Origin of the sequence: Apilactobacillus pseudapinorum (assembly GCF_040369555.1) — a bacterium.
Taxonomy (GTDB): domain Bacteria; phylum Bacillota; class Bacilli; order Lactobacillales; family Lactobacillaceae; genus Apilactobacillus.
Window position 1 is genome coordinate 64,492 of sequence record NZ_BAABVU010000026.1, and the last position, 17,471, is coordinate 81,962.

A 17,471-nucleotide genomic window follows, 5' to 3' on the forward strand; every position below is an offset into this window, starting at 1 on the left:
CTATCCTGTGGGATAGTCTTTTTCATTATTAATTAGTATTCAATAGTTCTTCCAGCCATCCACTTAATAATTTCTGGATCATGGTGATCAAAGAATTGGCTTTTATTGGTATCTAATGTTTCGATCTGTTTCATGTCATCATCTGATAATTCAAAGTCTAAAACATTAATATTTTCAGCCATTCTTGATGGTTTTACAGATTTGGCTAATGGAATAATATTTCTTTGATACAACCAACGTAATACCACTTGAGCAACGGATTTATTATACTTATCGCCGATTGATTGAAGTAATTCGTTTTTAAATAAATCTTTTTTGCCTTCAGCGAAAGGTGCCCAGGCTTCAATTTGAATTCCGTATTCCTGCATGTATTTGACTTTTGCGAAGTTTTGACAGAATGGGTTAACTTCAATTTGTGCCACCATTGGTTTGATATCGTTGAATTCAGCCAAATTAGTAATTTGTGCAATGTCGAAGTTAGATACTCCAATTGATTTCACTTGGCCGTTATTATAAGCAGCTTCCATGGCTTTCCAAGCACCGAAAACATCATTATATGGTTGATGGATTAATAGTAAATCTAGATAATCTAAATTTAGTCGATTCAATGAATCTTGAATGGCTTGTGAAGCTTTATCTGCTGTAACGTCATGTACCCATAATTTAGAAGTTATAAATAATTCTTCACGAGTTACGATTCCTTCATCTATTACAGCTTGAATGCCTTCGCCAACTTCTCTTTCATTTCCATAGCTGGCAGCGGTATCAATTAGACGATATCCAGATTTAATAGCATCGATAACCGCTTGTTTGGCTGCTCCTTCGTTAGGGACTTGAAAGACTCCAAATCCTAGTGATGGAATAATTGTATTGTTTGATAGCTTTCTGGTATTCATAGTTAATCTCCTTTGCTTTCATCATATTGATTTAATACATGTTCTTCGAAATGGTCGATTTTATAGGTTAAGTAATCGACAGTCTCTTGTCGTTTGGTAATTTCAGCTAGCAACTCTTCTCGTTGTTGAATTAATAATTCTTTTCGATGATTTAAGTCATTAGCATCTTTTAAATATAGATGTACGAATTCTAAAAGTCTTTCTATTGACATACCAGCATTGCGCAATGCTTTAATGTAATAAACCCAATTAAATTCTTTTTGAGAGTATTCTCGATAACCACTGGCGTTTCTGGGAATGGAAGGTAAGAGGCCGATTTTCTCCCAATAACGTATGGTGTCTTTAGAAATAGATAGCTTTTTACTAACTTCATTTATATTCATTTTTGATTACCTCCTGACTTGATTATGGAATAGTATAAACCTTGGAGCTGACTCCAATGCAAGAGAAAAAATAAAAAAGTTATCACAATTGTGTGATAACTTTTTAACGATTTCTTAAGTAGTAAACGAATATGCTTACTTCATAGATTATAATTAAAATTATGAATGGGATGTAAATATGACGTCCGACAAATAATGAAGAAGCAAAGGACGATATAACAACGGCAACGAAGAATATCAATGTTTTGTGATGCGATTTATTGATAGGGCTCCAATGATTGATAAAACCCAATTCCCTAAGTAGTTTGGCAATGGAACTCATCAGGAACAAAGATAGTATAAATATTACTCCGCCCAATAATTGAAAGGTAGGACTAATATTTGTGATATTACTAATGATGCAGATTAACATAGCTGTGATTAATCCATACAAAGCAAAAACAAAATAAGTTATTCCTGACATCTTTTTGCGAAGAGTGTCTTTTTCGATGAATTCTTTCATTCCGTTATCTTCTTTTAGCATTGTATCCAAAGAGATATCGTATAAATTACTTAATTGAACTAGACTTTTGATGTCGGGATAACTGTTTTCATTTTCCCAGCTCGAAATCGTTTGACGAGAAACATTCAGTTTTTTTGCGACATCGTCTTGGGTTAATTCTTTAATTTTACGTTGTTGTTTTAAACGGTCACCAAATTGCATAAATTTGCACTCCTTTTTTAACGGTTTCGTAAGTAGTAAATTAGAATCAATATCTCGTCAATCATAATGCAGATAAAGAATGGGGCAAAGGTTCTAGGAATAAAATATAATCCGGGCCAAAAACACAATGCTAGTGAAATCATAAATATGGTCGCAAATATGTAGAGAAGGAATTTATTGGTGATGATATGATTTATGGGATTCGAAACCGGGTCAAAGCCTAAATTGATCATGAGTTTTTTGAATGAATTAACAACACATAAAGACATGGCATATATTAATAATCCTAATATTGCAATAGCAGGGCTAACATGTTGGTAATTGTTAATAATCAAAATATAAAATGCGATTGCTAAAGTATATGAAGAATAAAGCGAACATTTTAAGCCAACCATCTTCTTATGTAAATCGTTTTTCTCAATAAATTCTTTCATTCCGTTATCTTCTTTTAGCATTGTATCCAAAGAGATATCGTATAAATTACTTAATTGAATTAGACTTTTGATGTCGGGATAGCTGTTTTCGTTTTCCCAGCTCGAAATAGTTTGACGAGAAACGTTCAGTTTTTTTGCGACATCATCTTGGGTTAATTCTTTGGTTTTACGTTGTTGTTTTAAACGATCACCAAACTGCATGATTCATCGCTCCTTTTATGTAATGAATGCTTTAATTATATGAAAAACAGTTAAAAATTGGTAGATAAGTTTCTTAGCATTGTTGATATATCAACAAAAAAAGGCTATCCAAAGGGGATAGCCTTTTTGTTTTATTTGTGAATAGCATTTTTGGTCATCTTAATCATGGATGCAATTTGCTTTTCACTATTCCAATTTTGAGGATGGAATTTATATTCTTGAATCATTGAAACTAATAGCTGACCGCTAATGATTCTAAACAATTCTTCAACTGATACATCGTTTCTTACGTCGTCATCGTTTTGCATTAATCTTTCTGCTTTTTTAATAATGAATGATAACTTAGGAAGCATAATATCCTCAATTTGGTCTCTCAATTCATTATCAATTAGTAATTGATTAACCATGATTTCGATGATTTCATGGTTATCTTCAATAAACTTAAACCGGTTACTGATGATATATTCAATCATTTGATCCAGCTTAAAAGTTTCTTGATCAACAGCCTCTATAAATTGTTCCCCAAATGATGGAGCAAGTTCGTTCACAATTGGGGTAACTAAAGTATCAAGTAATTCTTTTTTGTTTTTAAAGTGTTTAAAGACGGTTGCTTCACTTAATCCACACTCTTTAGCAATGGATGAAGTAGAAGTTGATTGGTAGCCGTTCTCAGCGAATAATTTAATCGCTGATTTTAGTACCTGACGTTTACCGTTAGGCATTTTACTATTTTCGATCCAATCATTAAAACTAGTGTAAGTTGTTTCTTCCATTGGTTAAACCTTTCTGTAGCGTTTTAATCCAATAATATTAATGGTTGTTAAAACGACGATGAATAAAATAATTACCATTAAGTCTATACTAATTCCACTGAATGTAAAGCCACGCATCATGACATTACTAATTGCTTCTGAAGCGTATTTGATAGGGAAGATGAATGATAATGCCTTAGCCCAAGTATCTAGAGAGTCCAAAGGAATTAGTCCAGAGAAGAAGATTTGTGGAATAACTACGACGGGGATGAATTGCATTAGTTGGAATTCTGACTTAACAAAAGTAGAAAGCAATAATCCGGCAGCAATTGCCACAATGGATAGTAGGAAAGTAGTTAATAGAATTAACCAAATTGATCCAACAACTTCTATATTTAAAATGTTAATAGTGAATAATACGATTAATACAGTTTGAATAACTGCCATCGCACCATAACTTAAAGTGTAACCAAAAATGATTTCAGATCTTTTAACCGGGGTAGCTAAAAGACGGTCCAAAGTACCGGTAGTACGTTCTTTCAATAGTTCCATTCCAGAAGTAAGGAAGACAAAGAAGAACACGAAGAATGCCATTAGAGTAGGCATCATCTTGTCAAAGAAATTAGTGTTGCTACTACCGTATCTGTATTCATTGGCGAATTGAACTTTGGGTTGATTCATTTGAGTAGGCATAACTTTTTCGACAACACTGGATAGATTTTTGATGGTAGTTTGAGTAAGCGCAGCTTGTAGTGCAGCCTTAGTCATACTGGTCTTGGATGCATCAATGTTAGCATGCACCATAGTGTACTTATTGTCTTTGTATACAATAAATGAATCAATCTTGTTATCTTTTAGCGCTTTATTTGCGTCTTTTTCATTATTGTATTCTTTGATATCAATATTTTTAACGTGCTTTAAATTAGATTCAACTTGTTGAGAAACATTGATGGTACCGATATTGACATCCGTATTACTGTAACTCTTAAAAATATAAGACATTAGTGACATCACAATAATAGGTACGATAAAAATCATTGCTAATGTTTTTTTGTCTCTGAAAATTTCTTTTAAAATTCTGCTAGCAATTGATAAAGTTTTCATTACATATCACCTTCAGCTTTCATAAATACATTTTCAATACTATCCACTTGGTATTGAGCTTTTAGATTTTCGGGGGTATCATCCGCAATAATATTTCCATCAATTAGTAGGGCAACACGATCGGTTAATTCGGCTTCATCCATAACATGAGTAGTTACTAAAATTGAACAACCATTGTCACGGAGTTTGCCTAATTCCATCCAAATTTGTTTTCTTAATGCTGGATCGATTCCAACAGTAGGTTCGTCTAGAATTAGTAATTGAGGACTGCCCAGGAATGCAATCGCAAGTGATAATCTACGCTTCATTCCACCTGAGAAGTTTTCAATCTTCTTATCTAAATGTTGAGTTAAATCTACTATTTCAGCGACACGTTCAATTTCTGATGAAATTAAATCTTTTTTGATTTCTCTCATCTTAGCGAAGAAAGTAAGATTTTCTCTAGCTGTGAGTGAGGAATACAAGGCGTCTGATTGAGCCATGTAACCCATTTTATTTAATACTTTTCGGTTAGGCATGTGAGTGTTAAATACTTCTGAATTACCACTATCAGCTTTTTCCATACCAAGAGTTAATTTAATGATGGTTGATTTACCAGCACCGGATGGTCCAATTAGACCAACGATTTGACCGGTATTAACTTCGAATGATACGTCATTTAAAACAACTTGTTTACCATATTTTTTCTTTAAATTATTAATTGAAATGATTTTATTAGTCATGATAAATTCTCCTTTTTGAATAGTGAGTGAGTACTAACTTACTTAACGAAGATTATTATAAAAGATGAATTTAAAAAATGCAAATAAAAAATGAAAAAATTTTTTGGCATTTAAAAAAGCCGTTTCCTAAAGGAAAATGGCTAGTCTTAATTCTATTAATTTGTCAAAATATGATATGATTATTTTAACAACACAAAGGAGTTCGTCATGAAAATTGATCAATTACTACAATTGTTTATCGCACACCAAAATGAATGGGTGTCTGGCAATCAGTTAGCTGAATCATTGGATATTAGTAGAACCATGATTTGGAAATTAATTAAGCAATTAAAAGAACAAGGTCATCAAATTGAAAGTAAAACCAATTCAGGCTACAAATACATTGGTAACGATGAACTGAATGCGCAATTAATCCAAGATGGTTTGGATGCTGAATATGATGTCATTGTTAAAAAAGAAATCACATCGACCAATTCATTTGCGAAACAATTGAATGATCAAAATCATGATGACAAGCGTCATTTAATTATTGCTGAAAAACAAACCCAAGGATATGGTCGTCGTGGTCGTAGTTTTTACTCACCTGAAAAGTCAGGATTATACATGAGTATGCTAGTGCCATTTCATGATGCCAAGAACTTAAATCCGGGTTTATTAACTACTATGACTGCAGTGGTGGTTGCGAAAGCACTGAAGAAAATGTATCCGGAAATCGATTTTTACGTTAAATGGATTAATGATATTTATGTAAATAATAAAAAAGTGGTTGGTATTTTGACTGAATTGGTGATGGACGCGGAATTAATGCAACCATCTGCGATTGTTGTGGGTATCGGTATTAGTTTAAACATCCAAGATATTCCGGATGAGTTGAAAGATAAAGTTGGTTCGATTAGTGATAAACAAATCAATAAGAATCGATTGGTCGATTTAATCGTGAATGGATTTGAACAAGAATTCCCAAATTATTTGGAAGCTAACTTCATTGAGGATTACCAAAAGATATCATTCTTGAATGGTAAGAAAGTTAGTGTCGATGTAATCAACGATACAGTTGAAGGAATTGTGACTGGCATTGATAAACAAGGCCACTTATTACTAGATGTTGATGGTAAAGAAGTTACCATTAATAACGGTGAAGTGGTGAAGGTTAATTTTTAATATGATAGCGCTAAATATTTTTAGCGCTATTTTATTTTTCTCAAAGAGGTGTATATTAATATATGTGATATAAAAATTTTATTATATACATATAGGGGATGTTTTAATTGAAGAGTTTCAAAAAGAGTTTAGTATTATTGCCTTTATCACTATTGGTGTTATCTAGCGTTGCACCGGTAGCTGCGAAGGCGGATAGTTGGGGGAGTAAAGAACAAAATGTACTATATGATTTAAACAACAAAAAAGTTATGAATCAAATTTCTGATAAAATTTTGGAAACTATGGCTGCAACTAATGAACAAAATATAATTAATTACATTAATTCTGAAGTGTCCTACATTAATTCAGATAATGATCCAAAGTACTTACCTAGTAAGAATGATAATTTATCAGCTTTAAGTAGATATAAACAAGAAGCACAAGATGCTTATAATAATTATGTATCTAAATCAAATGGAGCATCTGATAAATTTACAGGTACTGGTAGCTATGTTACGGATTATTTTGATTCTGGAAGAGATGTTATGTTTATTACCAATTACACAGGAACACATACTGACTATCGTGCAGATTTAGAAGATTCTGTAGTAAATAGTAATATAGATTATAATTCTTTAGAAATGCTATTGGATGATTATAATTCAAAGAAAATTGAACAAACCAACCCAGGTGATATTGTACCTAATACTACCCAAGTACAATCAATGATTTCTTCTGCGGTTTCATCTAATAACAACAACGATTCTGATGCCAAAGCAATCGCTTCACTACAAGCAGAAGTTGCTAAGTTAGAAAAAGAAGTAAGTGGCCAAAAGAAATCATCATCACACGCTAAAACTTTAGCTGCTGACAAGAAACAACTAGCAAAAATCAACAAAGAATTACACCAAAAACACCTAGGCAAAAAAGCACATCATAAGCTTGTTTTACAACGCAAAGCGCTATTAAAAGCAATCAAAAAATTAGTTAAATAATTTGAAAAGAATCATCTTTTGAGATGATTCTTTTTTTATCGCTTGACTTAGAGTTAACTATAACTAGTATGGTAGAAAAGAAGTTAGTAGAAAGGACTTATTATGAATCAATACAGCATTGGCGAATTTGCCGAAAAAGTTGGTTTAACCACCTATACCCTTAGATATTATGAAAAACAAAATTTGATTGTTCCTAAAAGAGATGAAAATGAGCGTCGTTATTATGATGACCAAGATGTTAAGTGGATTGGATTCATTTTACATTTGAAGGGGACAGGGATGTTGATGAGTGAAATCCAAGATTATGTTGCGCTACGTAAAGTCGGTGATTCAACGATTGAAGACCGCAAAGAATTACTACAACAAGTTAGAAAACGTAGCTTAGCTGAAATTGAAGAACGAGAAGCTCACCTACAAATTTTGTCGCATAAAATTGATTGGTATGATGGCAAACTAGAACATCAAGTTGACGAAAGCTTCGAAGAATATTTAAAACGATTCGAGTAGGAGGCACCAAAATGAATGAAGAAGTAAAGAATGGAATTATTTTTGACCGTGGTGATAAGAATGATGCTTACGCCCAATTTTTCACCGGTCAAAGTTATTTAAACGGTTTAATTAGTCCCGAAAAAGAAGTAAATGTAGGAGTGGGTAATGTAACTTTCGAACCGGGGTGCCGTAATAATTGGCACATCCACCATGACGGTTATCAATTATTATTGGTAACTGGTGGCGCTGGTTTATACCAAGAAGAAGGTCAACCAGCACGTGAATTACATCCGGGGGATGTTGTCGTTACGCACGATGGTGTCAAACATTGGCACGGTGCAACACAAGATAGTTGGTTCTCACACGTTGCGATTACAGCAGGGACTCCAGAATGGTTAGAAGTGGTTAATGATAATCAATACAGTCAAGCCAATTCTTCAGCAAAGCGTGATTAAGATGAAAAAACAAACCGCAGGCAGAGATAACTTAGGTGTATTTGCGCCTAAGTTCGCAGAAATTAATGACGATGTTTTATTCGGTGAAGTTTGGAGTCGTGAAAAAGAACTTTCACCCAAGAGTCGCAGCATGATTACGATTAGTAGTTTAATTGCGTCTGGTAACTTCGCTCAATTAGAAGCACATTTAAAGATTGGTAAACAAAACGGCATTACCAAAGAAGAAATCGCCGAGATCATTACTCATTTATCGTTTTACGTCGGTTGGCCTAAAGCGTGGTCAGCATTTGATGTTGCAAAAAAGGTATATGAATAAAAAAGAGAATTCAGAAGACTGAATTCTCTTTTTTTTATAGGATTAAAAATAAACGAACGAATAAAAATATTAAAATTAGAAAAACGATCATTCCAACAGTTCCATTTTTAGAGTCCACAAACCAATCATATATTTTCAAGATAAAAATCACTAATAAGATTGCAAAAATGATATTTACTCCACCAATTAGAGTATTTTCCATATTTATTGCTGAAAAGTATGGCTTTAAGATAAATACAAAAAAGGCTGAGTTTAATAGAGCATAAATGATGTCAAAACAGATAACAATTTTTAATGATTTGATCAAAATATGATGCCCCCCCATCGATTTATAATTGTTAATAAGCATATAATACAACAACAAATTAACTAAAAAAAGCCACTATATAGTGGCTTTTTTATACTTTTTAGATCTTTTTGTACAAAAAAATTATAAATTTTTAAGTTTTTCTTAAGGTTTGATAAAATCCATGTTAATATAAGTTTAATGTTATTATAAAATTATTTTAATTGGAGGAATATTATGAGAAAAAATCTAAAAAAATTAACACTATCCATAATTCCATTGACGGTTATTTTAATGTCATACCTTTCAGAAAGCTATCAAGTTGCCAACGCTGAAGCTAAAGATAATTCAAATCAGCAAAAAGCTAATACTAGTCAATCAAAAACAACTTCTGATGCGGATTTAATTAAACTAGCGATTCAAATTGCACATCAATTAAACTGCTTTTACAGTGGTGAAATTACATATGCTGAAACTAGATACGAGAAAAACATTCAAGATGCAATTAATTCTAATAATCAACAAATTGCAAATACTGAAAATGATGAAGATAATCAAACATTCCAGGGATTAAATAATCAAATTAATTTCAAACTAGATTACATAACTAAAGCACTAAATGATGCACAAAATTATCTAAATGCTAGCAAGAACGTTGATAGTGATTTATTAGATGATGATGATTCAAGCAATTTGGTATCTTCTGAAGAACAAAATGTTAAGAATCAAGTTAAGTCGTTGGACCGCGATATCTACAATTTAATTAATAAAAAACATATTGATAACGTTAAAAAAGCAAATGATGAAATCAATAAGTTAGAAAAAAGAATTAATAGAAAATTAGATATAGTTGAACAACAAGTTGATAAAGCTGCTAATATTCAAACTAAGGCAACTGATAATTTTAATAAAATTGAAAATGCAGATGTAGAAGATAGCATTGATGATAAATTGGATACATTAAATGATGCAATCGATAAAGCAGCCTCAAATCAGAATAATATTTTTAATCAATTAAAAGACCCAGCTAAAGTGGATGAAGTTGAAGCTAATCAAACCACTGATATGGAATCTGATGTTGACGGTAAATTAGATCAATTAGATAAAGGGCTAAGTTCGATTGAAAAAGTACAAAATGCATCAAATGAACAATATGAATATAGTCAAATTGGTGATATGGAATCCAACATTGATGATAAACTTAATCAATTAGATATCGCTGTTTCAGATGCCGACATTGATAACAAAGAACAAAGTGTTAATAATAGATTAGATACAATGAGTAATTCTTTAAATGATGCAATGAATCAACAAAAATCATTTAACACTTTGAGTAATGATGTTAGTAATTATGATTCAGCGCAAACCAAAAATGTAAACGATAATACATCTTCTGACGAAGATGATACTAATTTAAAAAATGATTTAGATAGTATTAATGATTCACTAAAAAGTTTACCCTCAGCTGAACAATTAAAAGCAACATTGTCAGTTAAACTTGCTGCAGTTGAAGCACTACAAGATAAATTAGTTAAGGAACAACAAGCAGCATCAAACCAATTTACTAATAATTCTGCAATTAAAGACAGTATTATGGATGTATATAACAAAGTTCAAGATGTTAAAAACGATTCTAATAATGAATTTTATCTTCAATCATTGGATGGCACCGATTTTGATAATGATGCTAATACGTTGAAGAGTCAATTAGATCAATCTGTATCTAATTTCAATGTTGTTGATGTGCATACTAACCCAGTTACAACAACTCCAGCTACTGTTACATCTACCCCAAATAGCATAAATAAAGGTACAACCGTAACTACGAAACCAAAACAATGAGAACACAACTAAACCAAATACAAGCAAGGATTCAACTCCTTCTTCAAATAATGATAACGGTTTAGCAAATAGTAATTCCCAAACGGCAACTAGTAAGCCAGTTAATAATAAATCAACTCCAGATAAGGGTAAAAACACTAAACAAACAGTTACTAGTCAGCCAACGATTAGTTCTAAACCAGTTTCAAACAAAACTTCAACTTCAGAAGACGAGTTAAAATCCGAAATTAGTAGCGATTCATCAAGTATTAGCAAAACTACCCAACCTGCTAAAAAGATTGCAAACGTTATCAAACAATCAACTCCGGTCTCAGTTTCTAAACAAGTAGCTCAATTGAAAAAGTCTATTAGCAATAGTAAAAAGAAATTAGCTAATATTCAAAAAGAACTTCAATCCAAGCACCTAACTAAGGCAGAAAAGAAAGCAATTTTGCATCAAGAAAACTTGATTAAAAAATCCATTCAAGCTTCTAATGTTAAGGCCAATAAAGTACAATTAAGCTCTTTATCTGCTAAGTTAAAATCAGGTAAGTTAACTAAGGCGGAAAAGAAACGACTACTAAAAGAAATTAGTAAGTTAAAAAAGAGCATCAAAAAGGGTGAAAAGAATCAAAAGAAGCACAAGGTATCACACTTAGTAAAAGAATAAATAAAAAAGCCACTACACAGTGGCTTTTTTAGTCTTTAAAATACAAATCTCGGTGCAACATGCAACGAGGGTTAAATTGAGCAAAACAATAAGGACATGTCGATTGACGATATTCTTGATAAGTTAATTGATGTTCACATTTTCCACACATTACAGGAAGCGTCTTATGCACGCTGATGGGCATAAATCGATGATCGGTAATTAGGTTATGACATTGATAACATGCGTAGTATTGATGACATTGATCACATTGCATTGCAGCAACATCGTTATGTTTACGGTAATGGACACAACGCCCGCTGTTATCAATTTGAATTCCGTATATCATACTTTTCCTCCCAGATTAGTTACTCCATTTGACATTTTAGTTAACAATTTGTATTATATCAAATTGTTAACCGTATAAAAATAATTAGTTAACAATAAAGGGGATACATATGAAAAGTAGAGATATTACAGAAGTTGCCTTAATGACAGCTTTGATTATTGCCTTAGCATTTATTCCAGCGATTCCAATCGGAGTTATTCCAGTACCAATTGTGCTACAAAACTTTGGGATTATGCTAGCTGGTTTATTACTAGGCGCTAAAAAGGGGACCATTTCAGTATTACTATTAATGATTTTAGTGGCTGTCGGATTACCTGTTTTAACTGGTTTCCGTGGGGGACTAGTAATCTTCGCCGGACCTACTGGTGGTTACCTATTATCATGGCTATTAATGCCAAGTTTGATGGCGTTCTTCAGAAATGCATTGAGTCGCTTCTTTGATCCAAACCGTTTCACTAATTTATTCATCAACACATTGATTGTCAGTGTAGTGATTGCCTATGCAATTGCGATTGTTTTCATTTCATTCCAAAGTCACATTGGGTTAGATAAGTCATTCTTAGCTAATTGCTTATTCATTCCAGGCGATGTTTTAAAAGCAATCGTAGCCGCTTTAGTCGCAACTCGTTTACTACCAATTTTGAACAAAAAATAAACAGTTTAGTTCTCATTTATAAAGTATACGTATATAATGGTGGCAAATACATAAGGAGATGATCAGATGGATACATCTAAGATTATTAATCCAATGCTGGGCTGGAAGTTACGTCCAGTTGTTGAAGCCACAAAAGGAGCTAAGGACAACGACGACATTAAGTTTAACTACATGTTAATGCCTAAGCCAGATACACCAGAACATGTTTCTGAATGGAAACGTGTTTTAGCTGAATATGAAAACAAATAAAAGCAGTAAGTCTAAGACTTACTGCTTTTTTATTAATATCCAATTGCCTTTTTTTGAACATACTTACGATGGTATTCAAATTTAGCGTTGGTTAATGATGTTCTCTTTTTAGTCCAAGGATCGTTAAAGTAAATGTGATTCTTGTCAAAACCAGTCATGGTAACAGCGTGATTAGGAAAGTTATCAATATCTCCTACGTATACCACAAGCGGGTGACCAGTTTTTCGAAGGTAGTTCTTTAGGAATTTAGTGGATTTACCAGTAAATAACTTACTAGATCCTAGGTGTTTTTTAACTAGATTCATCAAAGCGGGTGGGAAAATGTACCAACCTGATTTTTTAAATGGATCGCCGACGAATCCTTTATTTGGATTTTTGCTCTTTGGCATTTCTTTCGCCAAATCTGTTTTCTTTAAGTTACTCTTATTTTGATAATTAATCATCATAGTCACAGCGGTAATTTCACAACCAGTAGGTAGTTGTGGTAATTGACCGATTAGCGGGACATGGTTGATCTTATATGAGGATGAATCTAGTGCGGATGTCTTAATCCAACCGGTTCTGTTGCAAAGTTTTAAATAAAGAATAAAATCCCTTACGGTATCTATGATTTAAGCTGGGATTCCCAATAATACCTTGATTTCAGTACAGACCGAAAACCCGAAGAGAGTGCCTTCTTTTCGGGTTTTCTTATATAATCCTCGGATGGCTTCCATACCTTTAATCGTGGGTGAGGCAGTGCGTAAACTTCGATAGAATTTATTGCGTCTCTTTACTGGACGATGGTCTTGTTCAATCAAATTATTCAGGTATTTAATGGTACGATGTTCTGTCCCTTGATAAAAGCCGTATTCTTTTAGTTTCTTAAAGGCACTTGTAATAGAGGGGGCTTTATCTGTGACTACAACCTTCGGTTCATCAAACTGCTTCACTAACCGCTTAAGAAAAGCATAGGCTGCTTGTGTGTCCCGTTTTTTACGTAACCAAATATCCAAGGTTAAACCATCTGCATCGATGGCTCGATACAAATAATGCCATTTTCCTTTAATTTTGATGTACGTTTCATCCATTTTCCATGAATAAAAGGATTTTTTATTTTTCTTTTTCCAAATTTGATAGAGTAGTTTGCCATATTCTTGCACCCAACGATAAATCGTCGTATGAGAAACGTTAATGCCACGATCATATAAGATTTCTTGAACTTCACGATAGCTAAGGTTATAACGAAGATAGTAGCCCACGGCTACAATAATCACATCCTGCTGAAATTGCTTTCCTTTAAAATGATTCATCGTCATTCCTCCTGCTATCTTTTTCTATTATTCTACCTTATTTGATAGTAGATTTAAAACTTTGCAACAGAACCACTGACGCTTTGTGTTGAAATTACTTGGTAGTAGTTATTGGTATCAACATTTGGTTGCGCGTTAGTAGAGTTGTTCGAACTGTTATCGCCAGTAGTTTGCGAATTAGTTTGGTTCGAAGAACTGCTATTATCCCCCGGTGTATATGTATTGTTGGTAGTACTACTTGTATCAGTGCTTGTTGCTGTCGCAGACGGGTTAGATGCATCCGCCTTGGCTGCATTCACATTAGTCATCGCAATCAAGAACGTCATGCTAATTAAAAACAAGCTCATTTTATAAACTGACTTCTTCATTAATGTTTCCCCCAATGGAATTGATAAGATTAATTATAATCTAATAATCACATTAAATTTATTAAGAATTCTTAATTGATATTAAGGAATCTTAAGAGAAATTAGACATGTTATAGGAGTAATATAATATTGTTATAACTACTAGGGGGACTTACTATGCTAAGACTAAATAAGATTTGGTTTGCGGTTTTGGTAGTTGCATCATTTGGAACTGTTTCACTACTACATAATGTTGATGCATCTGCACATGTTTACCAAAATCCCAAACAATATTATCAAATTTCTGATAAACAAATTGAACCGGTGGGGAAGGTTGGTTATACCGTTAAAGTCGGTTACGAAGGAATCAAGACTTTAAAGATTATGCGTCGTTTAGGTATTAACATGGGACCAATTGGTACTGGTCACTATGAATACAACTATGCTACTAAACTAGCGGTGGAAAACTTCCAACGTAAGCACAATCTAAAAGTCACTGGTAACGTAGACGTTAAAACCTGGGTTAAACTAGGTTTCAAGAAGAGTGACTTCTACGATATCGATAAATACGTTGCTCCACTAGGTGCTAAGATCACTCAAGGTAACAAAGCCCACATTGAAGCAGCTATTAAAGAAGCATATAAGTACTTAGGTAATCCATACATTTATGGTGCATCTTCAAGTCCTAAGTATGGTAACGATTGTTCTGGTTTAGTGGTTCAAGCTCTATATGCTGGTGGAATTAATCCTGCGCCAGTTAGTGCGATCCAACATGCACATCCTGGCAACGAATGGAACTCACGTCGTCTATGGGCTTCTAAGAAATTTAAGTTTGTTCCATTTAGCCAAAGAAAACGTGGAGATTTAATTTTCTACTACCAACCAGGCACTAAAACTATTTGGCACGTGGCATTATACTTAGGTAATGACAAGATGATTGAAAGTTGGCCACCACGTGTGCAAATTTCAAGCATCTACGCACGTTCAACTCACACTGGATACGTTGCTAGACCTTGGGTTGCAAAATAATATAAAACAAAAACAGCTGTATTCATAGGGCTGTTTTTTATTTTGGTATAATTAGACCTGATGAATAGGGGAGGGGAAAATTCCTCCAAAAAAGAAGAGGTCGAATATGAAACCAGTACTAATTATCATCCGTGGTAACCAATCCAGCGGTAAAACAACATTAGCTGCTAAACTCCAAGAACAACTTGGCATCAATAAAACATTATTAATTCAACCATCTGCAGATGATGACACTCAAACCATGACTAAGTTAGCGCAATATGGTCAAAAGCGTTTTGAATACGTCATCATTGAAGGCCAACTACCTAAAGATATTTATGCAGAATCAATTAAGAACGTTATTAAAATGTTTGGCGAACAAACTTTAGTTTATTATTTAAATCTAACGTTAGACCAAACGATTCAATTGGACCAACAAAGGGATGATTCGTATGGTAGAGAACGATTAGTAGAACAATTTCAACCATATGATCAAATTGATGAATTAGAAAAACAACTAGATGAATTGGATATTAATGAAAAAATTAATCGAATAATTGAAGATATCAATAAATTACCATTATTTTAAGATGTTGATACGATGGCATTTAGCGAACAAATAATTAATTTCTTATTAAAATTTACATTATTTGGTTATAAACACTTGCTTATTTATACTAAATATTTTATATTATCACTTGTGTTTTTCTGAATCGTCATATATAATAAGAACAGTTGTTCGCATAAGGCGATCAGTTAACTCATATTTATTGATATTAGGGAGACCTCTCATCTCTCTAAAATTATCTCTTATCTCTCTCAAAAAAGACCGCTCTCTCTCAAGATGGTCTTTTTTATTTTACATACAATAAGTTTGAACCCTAACTGGTATAATGGTATTGTTAGACAATCATTAAATTATGATTATAAAAATGCAATAAACTTTATCAAAAGGGGGTCTGTGGATGATAATCTTCAAACAAGACAGTGTCGTCAGAAAGCTCTTTTATTCGGGTGTGCTTAATGGCATTGGCACGACTTTATTTAATATTGTGTTTGTTATCTATGCAAGTCACACACCGAATGCCAAGATTGCGATTTCAGCAGTCGGTATTATTTCAACAATTCCGTTTTTACTGAATTTCTTATTGGGTTTCTTTGCCGATAAGGTTAGTCGTAAGTTTAAAGGGTTAATTAATGTTAGAGTTGCACAAATTCTTCTATATTTATTCCTATCAATGTTCATTAACATTGAAAAGAACTGGTTAGTCTTCGGGTTAGTTTTACTAATTAACGTCATGAGTGACATGCTGGGGACGTTTAGTTCATACATGCAGTTACCAATTCTAAAGAAACACGTTTCGTCTGATGATTTAGCGAAGGTGCGCGGGGTGCAAAGTGGAATTTCTCAAACCTTGGATTTGATTGGTGGTCCAATCGGTGCCTTCATCCTGACTTTAATTCATTTTAACTTTGCTGTCTTCGCATTGATCAATGCCTTTTCATTTTTCCTATCACTGATAGTCTTACATAATATTAAGGTTAATGAACCAAAACCTAAGAAGACTAGTACGGAATCTTTTTATGCCTTTAACAAGGATAATTTTGAAAGCATCAAAGAAAACTTTAAGTACATAATTAAGATTAAACAGTTGAAACACTTTTTAATCATCTTTACTGCTTTTAATTTAATTGGCGCATTACAAACCACATTGCTAAGTATTACGATTTTAGGTAATCATGCGCTAACATTGTTTAATTTTGGATTTACGGTTGCAGCTGTTGATACGATTGAGGTTTTAGGAATGATTATGGGATCAGTGATTCCATTTAACCGATTCTATGCTATGACAATTGAACATAACTTAATTTTTGAAATGATGATGTTCTTTATCATTCCGTTATCAATAGTTGCTTTGCCAAACGTATACCTATTATTAGTATTAATCTTTTTAAGTGGTTATTTTGCTGGGATTTCTAATCCAAAAATTGACGCTTTTATCATTAAAAATTTACCGGAAGATAAAGTTGGTGGAGGAATGGGCGCTTTCTACACGATTGTGACTTTTGGTTTACCAATTGGTTCGGCGATTGCCGGGGTGTTAGCAGCTGGATTATCAACTATATCTGGGTGGTTTGCATTAATGTTAATGTCTGCTATCAGTATTGGATATTTGGTGGTATTATCTATTAAGTATTCATCCAATGTGTAAAAGGAGTCATCA

General features: G+C 33.1%; 22 protein-coding genes and 1 pseudogene. 12 read left to right on the top strand and 11 right to left on the bottom strand.

The window, feature by feature from the left end:
- Positions 1–32: 32 nt before the first annotated feature.
- The 7 genes from ABWU86_RS05410 to ABWU86_RS05440 form a co-directional block, all read right to left on the bottom strand.
- Positions 33–896, bottom strand: coding sequence for an aldo/keto reductase (locus ABWU86_RS05410; RefSeq protein WP_353317827.1), 864 nt, complete (start codon positions 894–896; stop codon positions 33–35).
- A gap of 2 nt (positions 897–898) precedes the next feature.
- A complete protein-coding gene (locus tag ABWU86_RS05415) occupies positions 899–1,279 on the bottom strand; it encodes a MerR family transcriptional regulator (protein ID WP_053949536.1) in 381 nt (126 codons plus the stop codon).
- A 103-nt stretch (positions 1,280–1,382) separates the two neighbouring features.
- Complete coding sequence (locus tag ABWU86_RS05420; RefSeq protein ID WP_353321843.1) at positions 1,383–1,982, bottom strand: helix-turn-helix domain-containing protein; 600 nt, start codon at positions 1,980–1,982, stop codon at positions 1,383–1,385.
- Between the two features lie 17 nt (positions 1,983–1,999).
- Entirely contained in the window at positions 2,000–2,617 is a 618-nt protein-coding gene (locus tag ABWU86_RS05425) for a helix-turn-helix domain-containing protein (protein ID WP_353321845.1), read from the bottom strand.
- Positions 2,618–2,748: 131 nt separating this feature from the next.
- Entirely contained in the window at positions 2,749–3,390 is a 642-nt protein-coding gene (locus ABWU86_RS05430; RefSeq protein ID WP_353321847.1) for a TetR/AcrR family transcriptional regulator, read from the bottom strand.
- Between the two features lie 3 nt (positions 3,391–3,393).
- Positions 3,394–4,473: an ABC transporter permease gene (locus ABWU86_RS05435; protein WP_353321849.1), complete on the bottom strand. Its 1,080-nt coding sequence runs from the start codon at positions 4,471–4,473 to the stop codon at positions 3,394–3,396.
- Entirely contained in the window at positions 4,473–5,195 is a 723-nt protein-coding gene (locus tag ABWU86_RS05440; protein ID WP_353321851.1) for an ABC transporter ATP-binding protein, read from the bottom strand. The genes ABWU86_RS05435 and ABWU86_RS05440 overlap by 1 nt, the downstream gene beginning before the upstream one ends.
- 207 nt (positions 5,196–5,402) lie before the next feature.
- Here ABWU86_RS05440 and ABWU86_RS05445 point away from each other — a divergent pair, with 207 nt between their 5' ends.
- The 5 genes from ABWU86_RS05445 to ABWU86_RS05465 all read left to right on the top strand — a co-directional run bounded on the left by ABWU86_RS05445 (position 5,403) and on the right by ABWU86_RS05465 (position 8,590).
- Complete coding sequence (locus tag ABWU86_RS05445; protein ID WP_353321853.1) at positions 5,403–6,356, top strand: biotin--[acetyl-CoA-carboxylase] ligase; 954 nt, start codon at positions 5,403–5,405, stop codon at positions 6,354–6,356.
- A gap of 107 nt (positions 6,357–6,463) precedes the next feature.
- Positions 6,464–7,330, top strand: a complete 867-nt coding sequence (locus tag ABWU86_RS05450; protein ID WP_353321855.1) for a hypothetical protein — start codon at positions 6,464–6,466, stop codon at positions 7,328–7,330.
- Between the two features lie 102 nt (positions 7,331–7,432).
- A complete protein-coding gene (locus ABWU86_RS05455; RefSeq protein WP_353321857.1) occupies positions 7,433–7,837 on the top strand; it encodes a MerR family transcriptional regulator in 405 nt (134 codons plus the stop codon).
- 11 nt (positions 7,838–7,848) lie between these two features.
- Positions 7,849–8,274 (top strand): cupin domain-containing protein, encoded by a 426-nt coding sequence (locus ABWU86_RS05460; protein WP_353321859.1) that lies wholly within the window; start codon positions 7,849–7,851, stop codon positions 8,272–8,274.
- A 1-nt stretch (position 8,275) separates the two neighbouring features.
- On the top strand, positions 8,276–8,590 hold the full coding sequence (locus ABWU86_RS05465; RefSeq protein WP_353321861.1) for a carboxymuconolactone decarboxylase family protein: 315 nt from the start codon (positions 8,276–8,278) through the stop codon (positions 8,588–8,590).
- A 34-nt stretch (positions 8,591–8,624) separates the two neighbouring features.
- Here the strand turns inward: ABWU86_RS05465 and ABWU86_RS05470 are convergent, their stop codons facing one another.
- Complete coding sequence (locus tag ABWU86_RS05470) at positions 8,625–8,897, bottom strand: hypothetical protein (RefSeq protein WP_353321863.1); 273 nt, start codon at positions 8,895–8,897, stop codon at positions 8,625–8,627.
- 216 nt (positions 8,898–9,113) lie between these two features.
- Here ABWU86_RS05470 and ABWU86_RS05475 point away from each other — a divergent pair, with 216 nt between their 5' ends.
- The 4 genes from ABWU86_RS05475 to ABWU86_RS05490 all read left to right on the top strand — a co-directional run bounded on the left by ABWU86_RS05475 (position 9,114) and on the right by ABWU86_RS05490 (position 12,599).
- Positions 9,114–10,718, top strand: a complete 1,605-nt coding sequence (locus ABWU86_RS05475) for a hypothetical protein (protein ID WP_353321865.1) — start codon at positions 9,114–9,116, stop codon at positions 10,716–10,718.
- Positions 10,719–11,052: 334 nt separating this feature from the next.
- Complete coding sequence (locus ABWU86_RS05480; protein WP_353321867.1) at positions 11,053–11,367, top strand: hypothetical protein; 315 nt, start codon at positions 11,053–11,055, stop codon at positions 11,365–11,367.
- Positions 11,368–11,804: 437 nt separating this feature from the next.
- Positions 11,805–12,350 carry a biotin transporter BioY gene (locus ABWU86_RS05485; protein WP_353321869.1) on the top strand — a complete coding sequence of 182 codons (546 nt, stop codon included), beginning with the start codon at positions 11,805–11,807 and terminating at the stop codon, positions 12,348–12,350.
- 66 nt (positions 12,351–12,416) lie between these two features.
- Positions 12,417–12,599 carry a hypothetical protein gene (locus ABWU86_RS05490; protein ID WP_353321871.1) on the top strand — a complete coding sequence of 61 codons (183 nt, stop codon included), beginning with the start codon at positions 12,417–12,419 and terminating at the stop codon, positions 12,597–12,599.
- Positions 12,600–12,631: 32 nt separating this feature from the next.
- On the opposite strand, the gene ABWU86_RS05495 is transcribed toward ABWU86_RS05490, so the two are convergent.
- The 3 genes from ABWU86_RS05495 to ABWU86_RS05505 are packed head-to-tail and all read right to left on the bottom strand — an operon-like array spanning position 12,632 to position 14,259.
- Complete coding sequence (locus tag ABWU86_RS05495; protein WP_353321981.1) at positions 12,632–13,150, bottom strand: C39 family peptidase; 519 nt, start codon at positions 13,148–13,150, stop codon at positions 12,632–12,634.
- 60 nt (positions 13,151–13,210) lie between these two features.
- Positions 13,211–13,891, bottom strand: a complete 681-nt coding sequence (locus ABWU86_RS05500; protein WP_013646119.1) for an IS6-like element IS1216 family transposase — start codon at positions 13,889–13,891, stop codon at positions 13,211–13,213.
- A 53-nt stretch (positions 13,892–13,944) separates the two neighbouring features.
- Positions 13,945–14,259, bottom strand: a complete 315-nt coding sequence (locus ABWU86_RS05505; RefSeq protein WP_353321873.1) for a hypothetical protein — start codon at positions 14,257–14,259, stop codon at positions 13,945–13,947.
- A 252-nt stretch (positions 14,260–14,511) separates the two neighbouring features.
- On the opposite strand from ABWU86_RS05505, the pseudogene ABWU86_RS05510 reads away from it, so the two are divergent.
- The 3 genes and pseudogenes from ABWU86_RS05510 to ABWU86_RS05520 all read left to right on the top strand — a co-directional run.
- Positions 14,512–15,267: pseudogene (locus ABWU86_RS05510) on the top strand (C40 family peptidase); the annotation flags it as partial.
- 106 nt (positions 15,268–15,373) lie between these two features.
- Positions 15,374–15,835, top strand: coding sequence for a P-loop NTPase family protein (locus ABWU86_RS05515; RefSeq protein WP_353321875.1), 462 nt, complete (start codon positions 15,374–15,376; stop codon positions 15,833–15,835).
- 376 nt (positions 15,836–16,211) lie between these two features.
- Positions 16,212–17,459, top strand: coding sequence for an MFS transporter (locus ABWU86_RS05520; protein ID WP_353321877.1), 1,248 nt, complete (start codon positions 16,212–16,214; stop codon positions 17,457–17,459).
- The last annotated feature ends 12 nt before the right edge of the window (positions 17,460–17,471 follow it).

What these genes read in the sequence shown, in the direction of transcription:
- ABWU86_RS05500 (WP_013646119.1), bottom strand. Translation starts at nt 13,891, where the DNA reads ATGAATCATTTTAAAGGAAAGCAATTTCAGCAGGATGTGATTATTGTA.
- ABWU86_RS05475 (WP_353321865.1), top strand. Translation starts at nt 9,114, where the DNA reads ATGAGAAAAAATCTAAAAAAATTAACACTATCCATAATTCCATTGACG.
- ABWU86_RS05425 (WP_353321845.1), bottom strand. Translation starts at nt 2,617, where the DNA reads ATGCAGTTTGGTGATCGTTTAAAACAACAACGTAAAACCAAAGAATTA.
- ABWU86_RS05465 (WP_353321861.1), top strand. Translation starts at nt 8,276, where the DNA reads ATGAAAAAACAAACCGCAGGCAGAGATAACTTAGGTGTATTTGCGCCT.
- ABWU86_RS05410 (WP_353317827.1), bottom strand. Translation starts at nt 896, where the DNA reads ATGAATACCAGAAAGCTATCAAACAATACAATTATTCCATCACTAGGA.
- ABWU86_RS05445 (WP_353321853.1), top strand. Translation starts at nt 5,403, where the DNA reads ATGAAAATTGATCAATTACTACAATTGTTTATCGCACACCAAAATGAA.
- ABWU86_RS05415 (WP_053949536.1), bottom strand. Translation starts at nt 1,279, where the DNA reads ATGAATATAAATGAAGTTAGTAAAAAGCTATCTATTTCTAAAGACACC.
- ABWU86_RS05455 (WP_353321857.1), top strand. Translation starts at nt 7,433, where the DNA reads ATGAATCAATACAGCATTGGCGAATTTGCCGAAAAAGTTGGTTTAACC.
- ABWU86_RS05430 (WP_353321847.1), bottom strand. Translation starts at nt 3,390, where the DNA reads ATGGAAGAAACAACTTACACTAGTTTTAATGATTGGATCGAAAATAGT.
- ABWU86_RS05440 (WP_353321851.1), bottom strand. Translation starts at nt 5,195, where the DNA reads ATGACTAATAAAATCATTTCAATTAATAATTTAAAGAAAAAATATGGT.
- ABWU86_RS05520 (WP_353321877.1), top strand. Translation starts at nt 16,212, where the DNA reads ATGATAATCTTCAAACAAGACAGTGTCGTCAGAAAGCTCTTTTATTCG.
- ABWU86_RS05435 (WP_353321849.1), bottom strand. Translation starts at nt 4,473, where the DNA reads ATGAAAACTTTATCAATTGCTAGCAGAATTTTAAAAGAAATTTTCAGA.
- ABWU86_RS05460 (WP_353321859.1), top strand. Translation starts at nt 7,849, where the DNA reads ATGAATGAAGAAGTAAAGAATGGAATTATTTTTGACCGTGGTGATAAG.
- ABWU86_RS05505 (WP_353321873.1), bottom strand. Translation starts at nt 14,259, where the DNA reads ATGAAGAAGTCAGTTTATAAAATGAGCTTGTTTTTAATTAGCATGACG.
- ABWU86_RS05420 (WP_353321843.1), bottom strand. Translation starts at nt 1,982, where the DNA reads ATGCAATTTGGTGACCGTTTAAAACAACAACGTAAAATTAAAGAATTA.
- ABWU86_RS05490 (WP_353321871.1), top strand. Translation starts at nt 12,417, where the DNA reads ATGGATACATCTAAGATTATTAATCCAATGCTGGGCTGGAAGTTACGT.
- ABWU86_RS05515 (WP_353321875.1), top strand. Translation starts at nt 15,374, where the DNA reads ATGAAACCAGTACTAATTATCATCCGTGGTAACCAATCCAGCGGTAAA.
- ABWU86_RS05485 (WP_353321869.1), top strand. Translation starts at nt 11,805, where the DNA reads ATGAAAAGTAGAGATATTACAGAAGTTGCCTTAATGACAGCTTTGATT.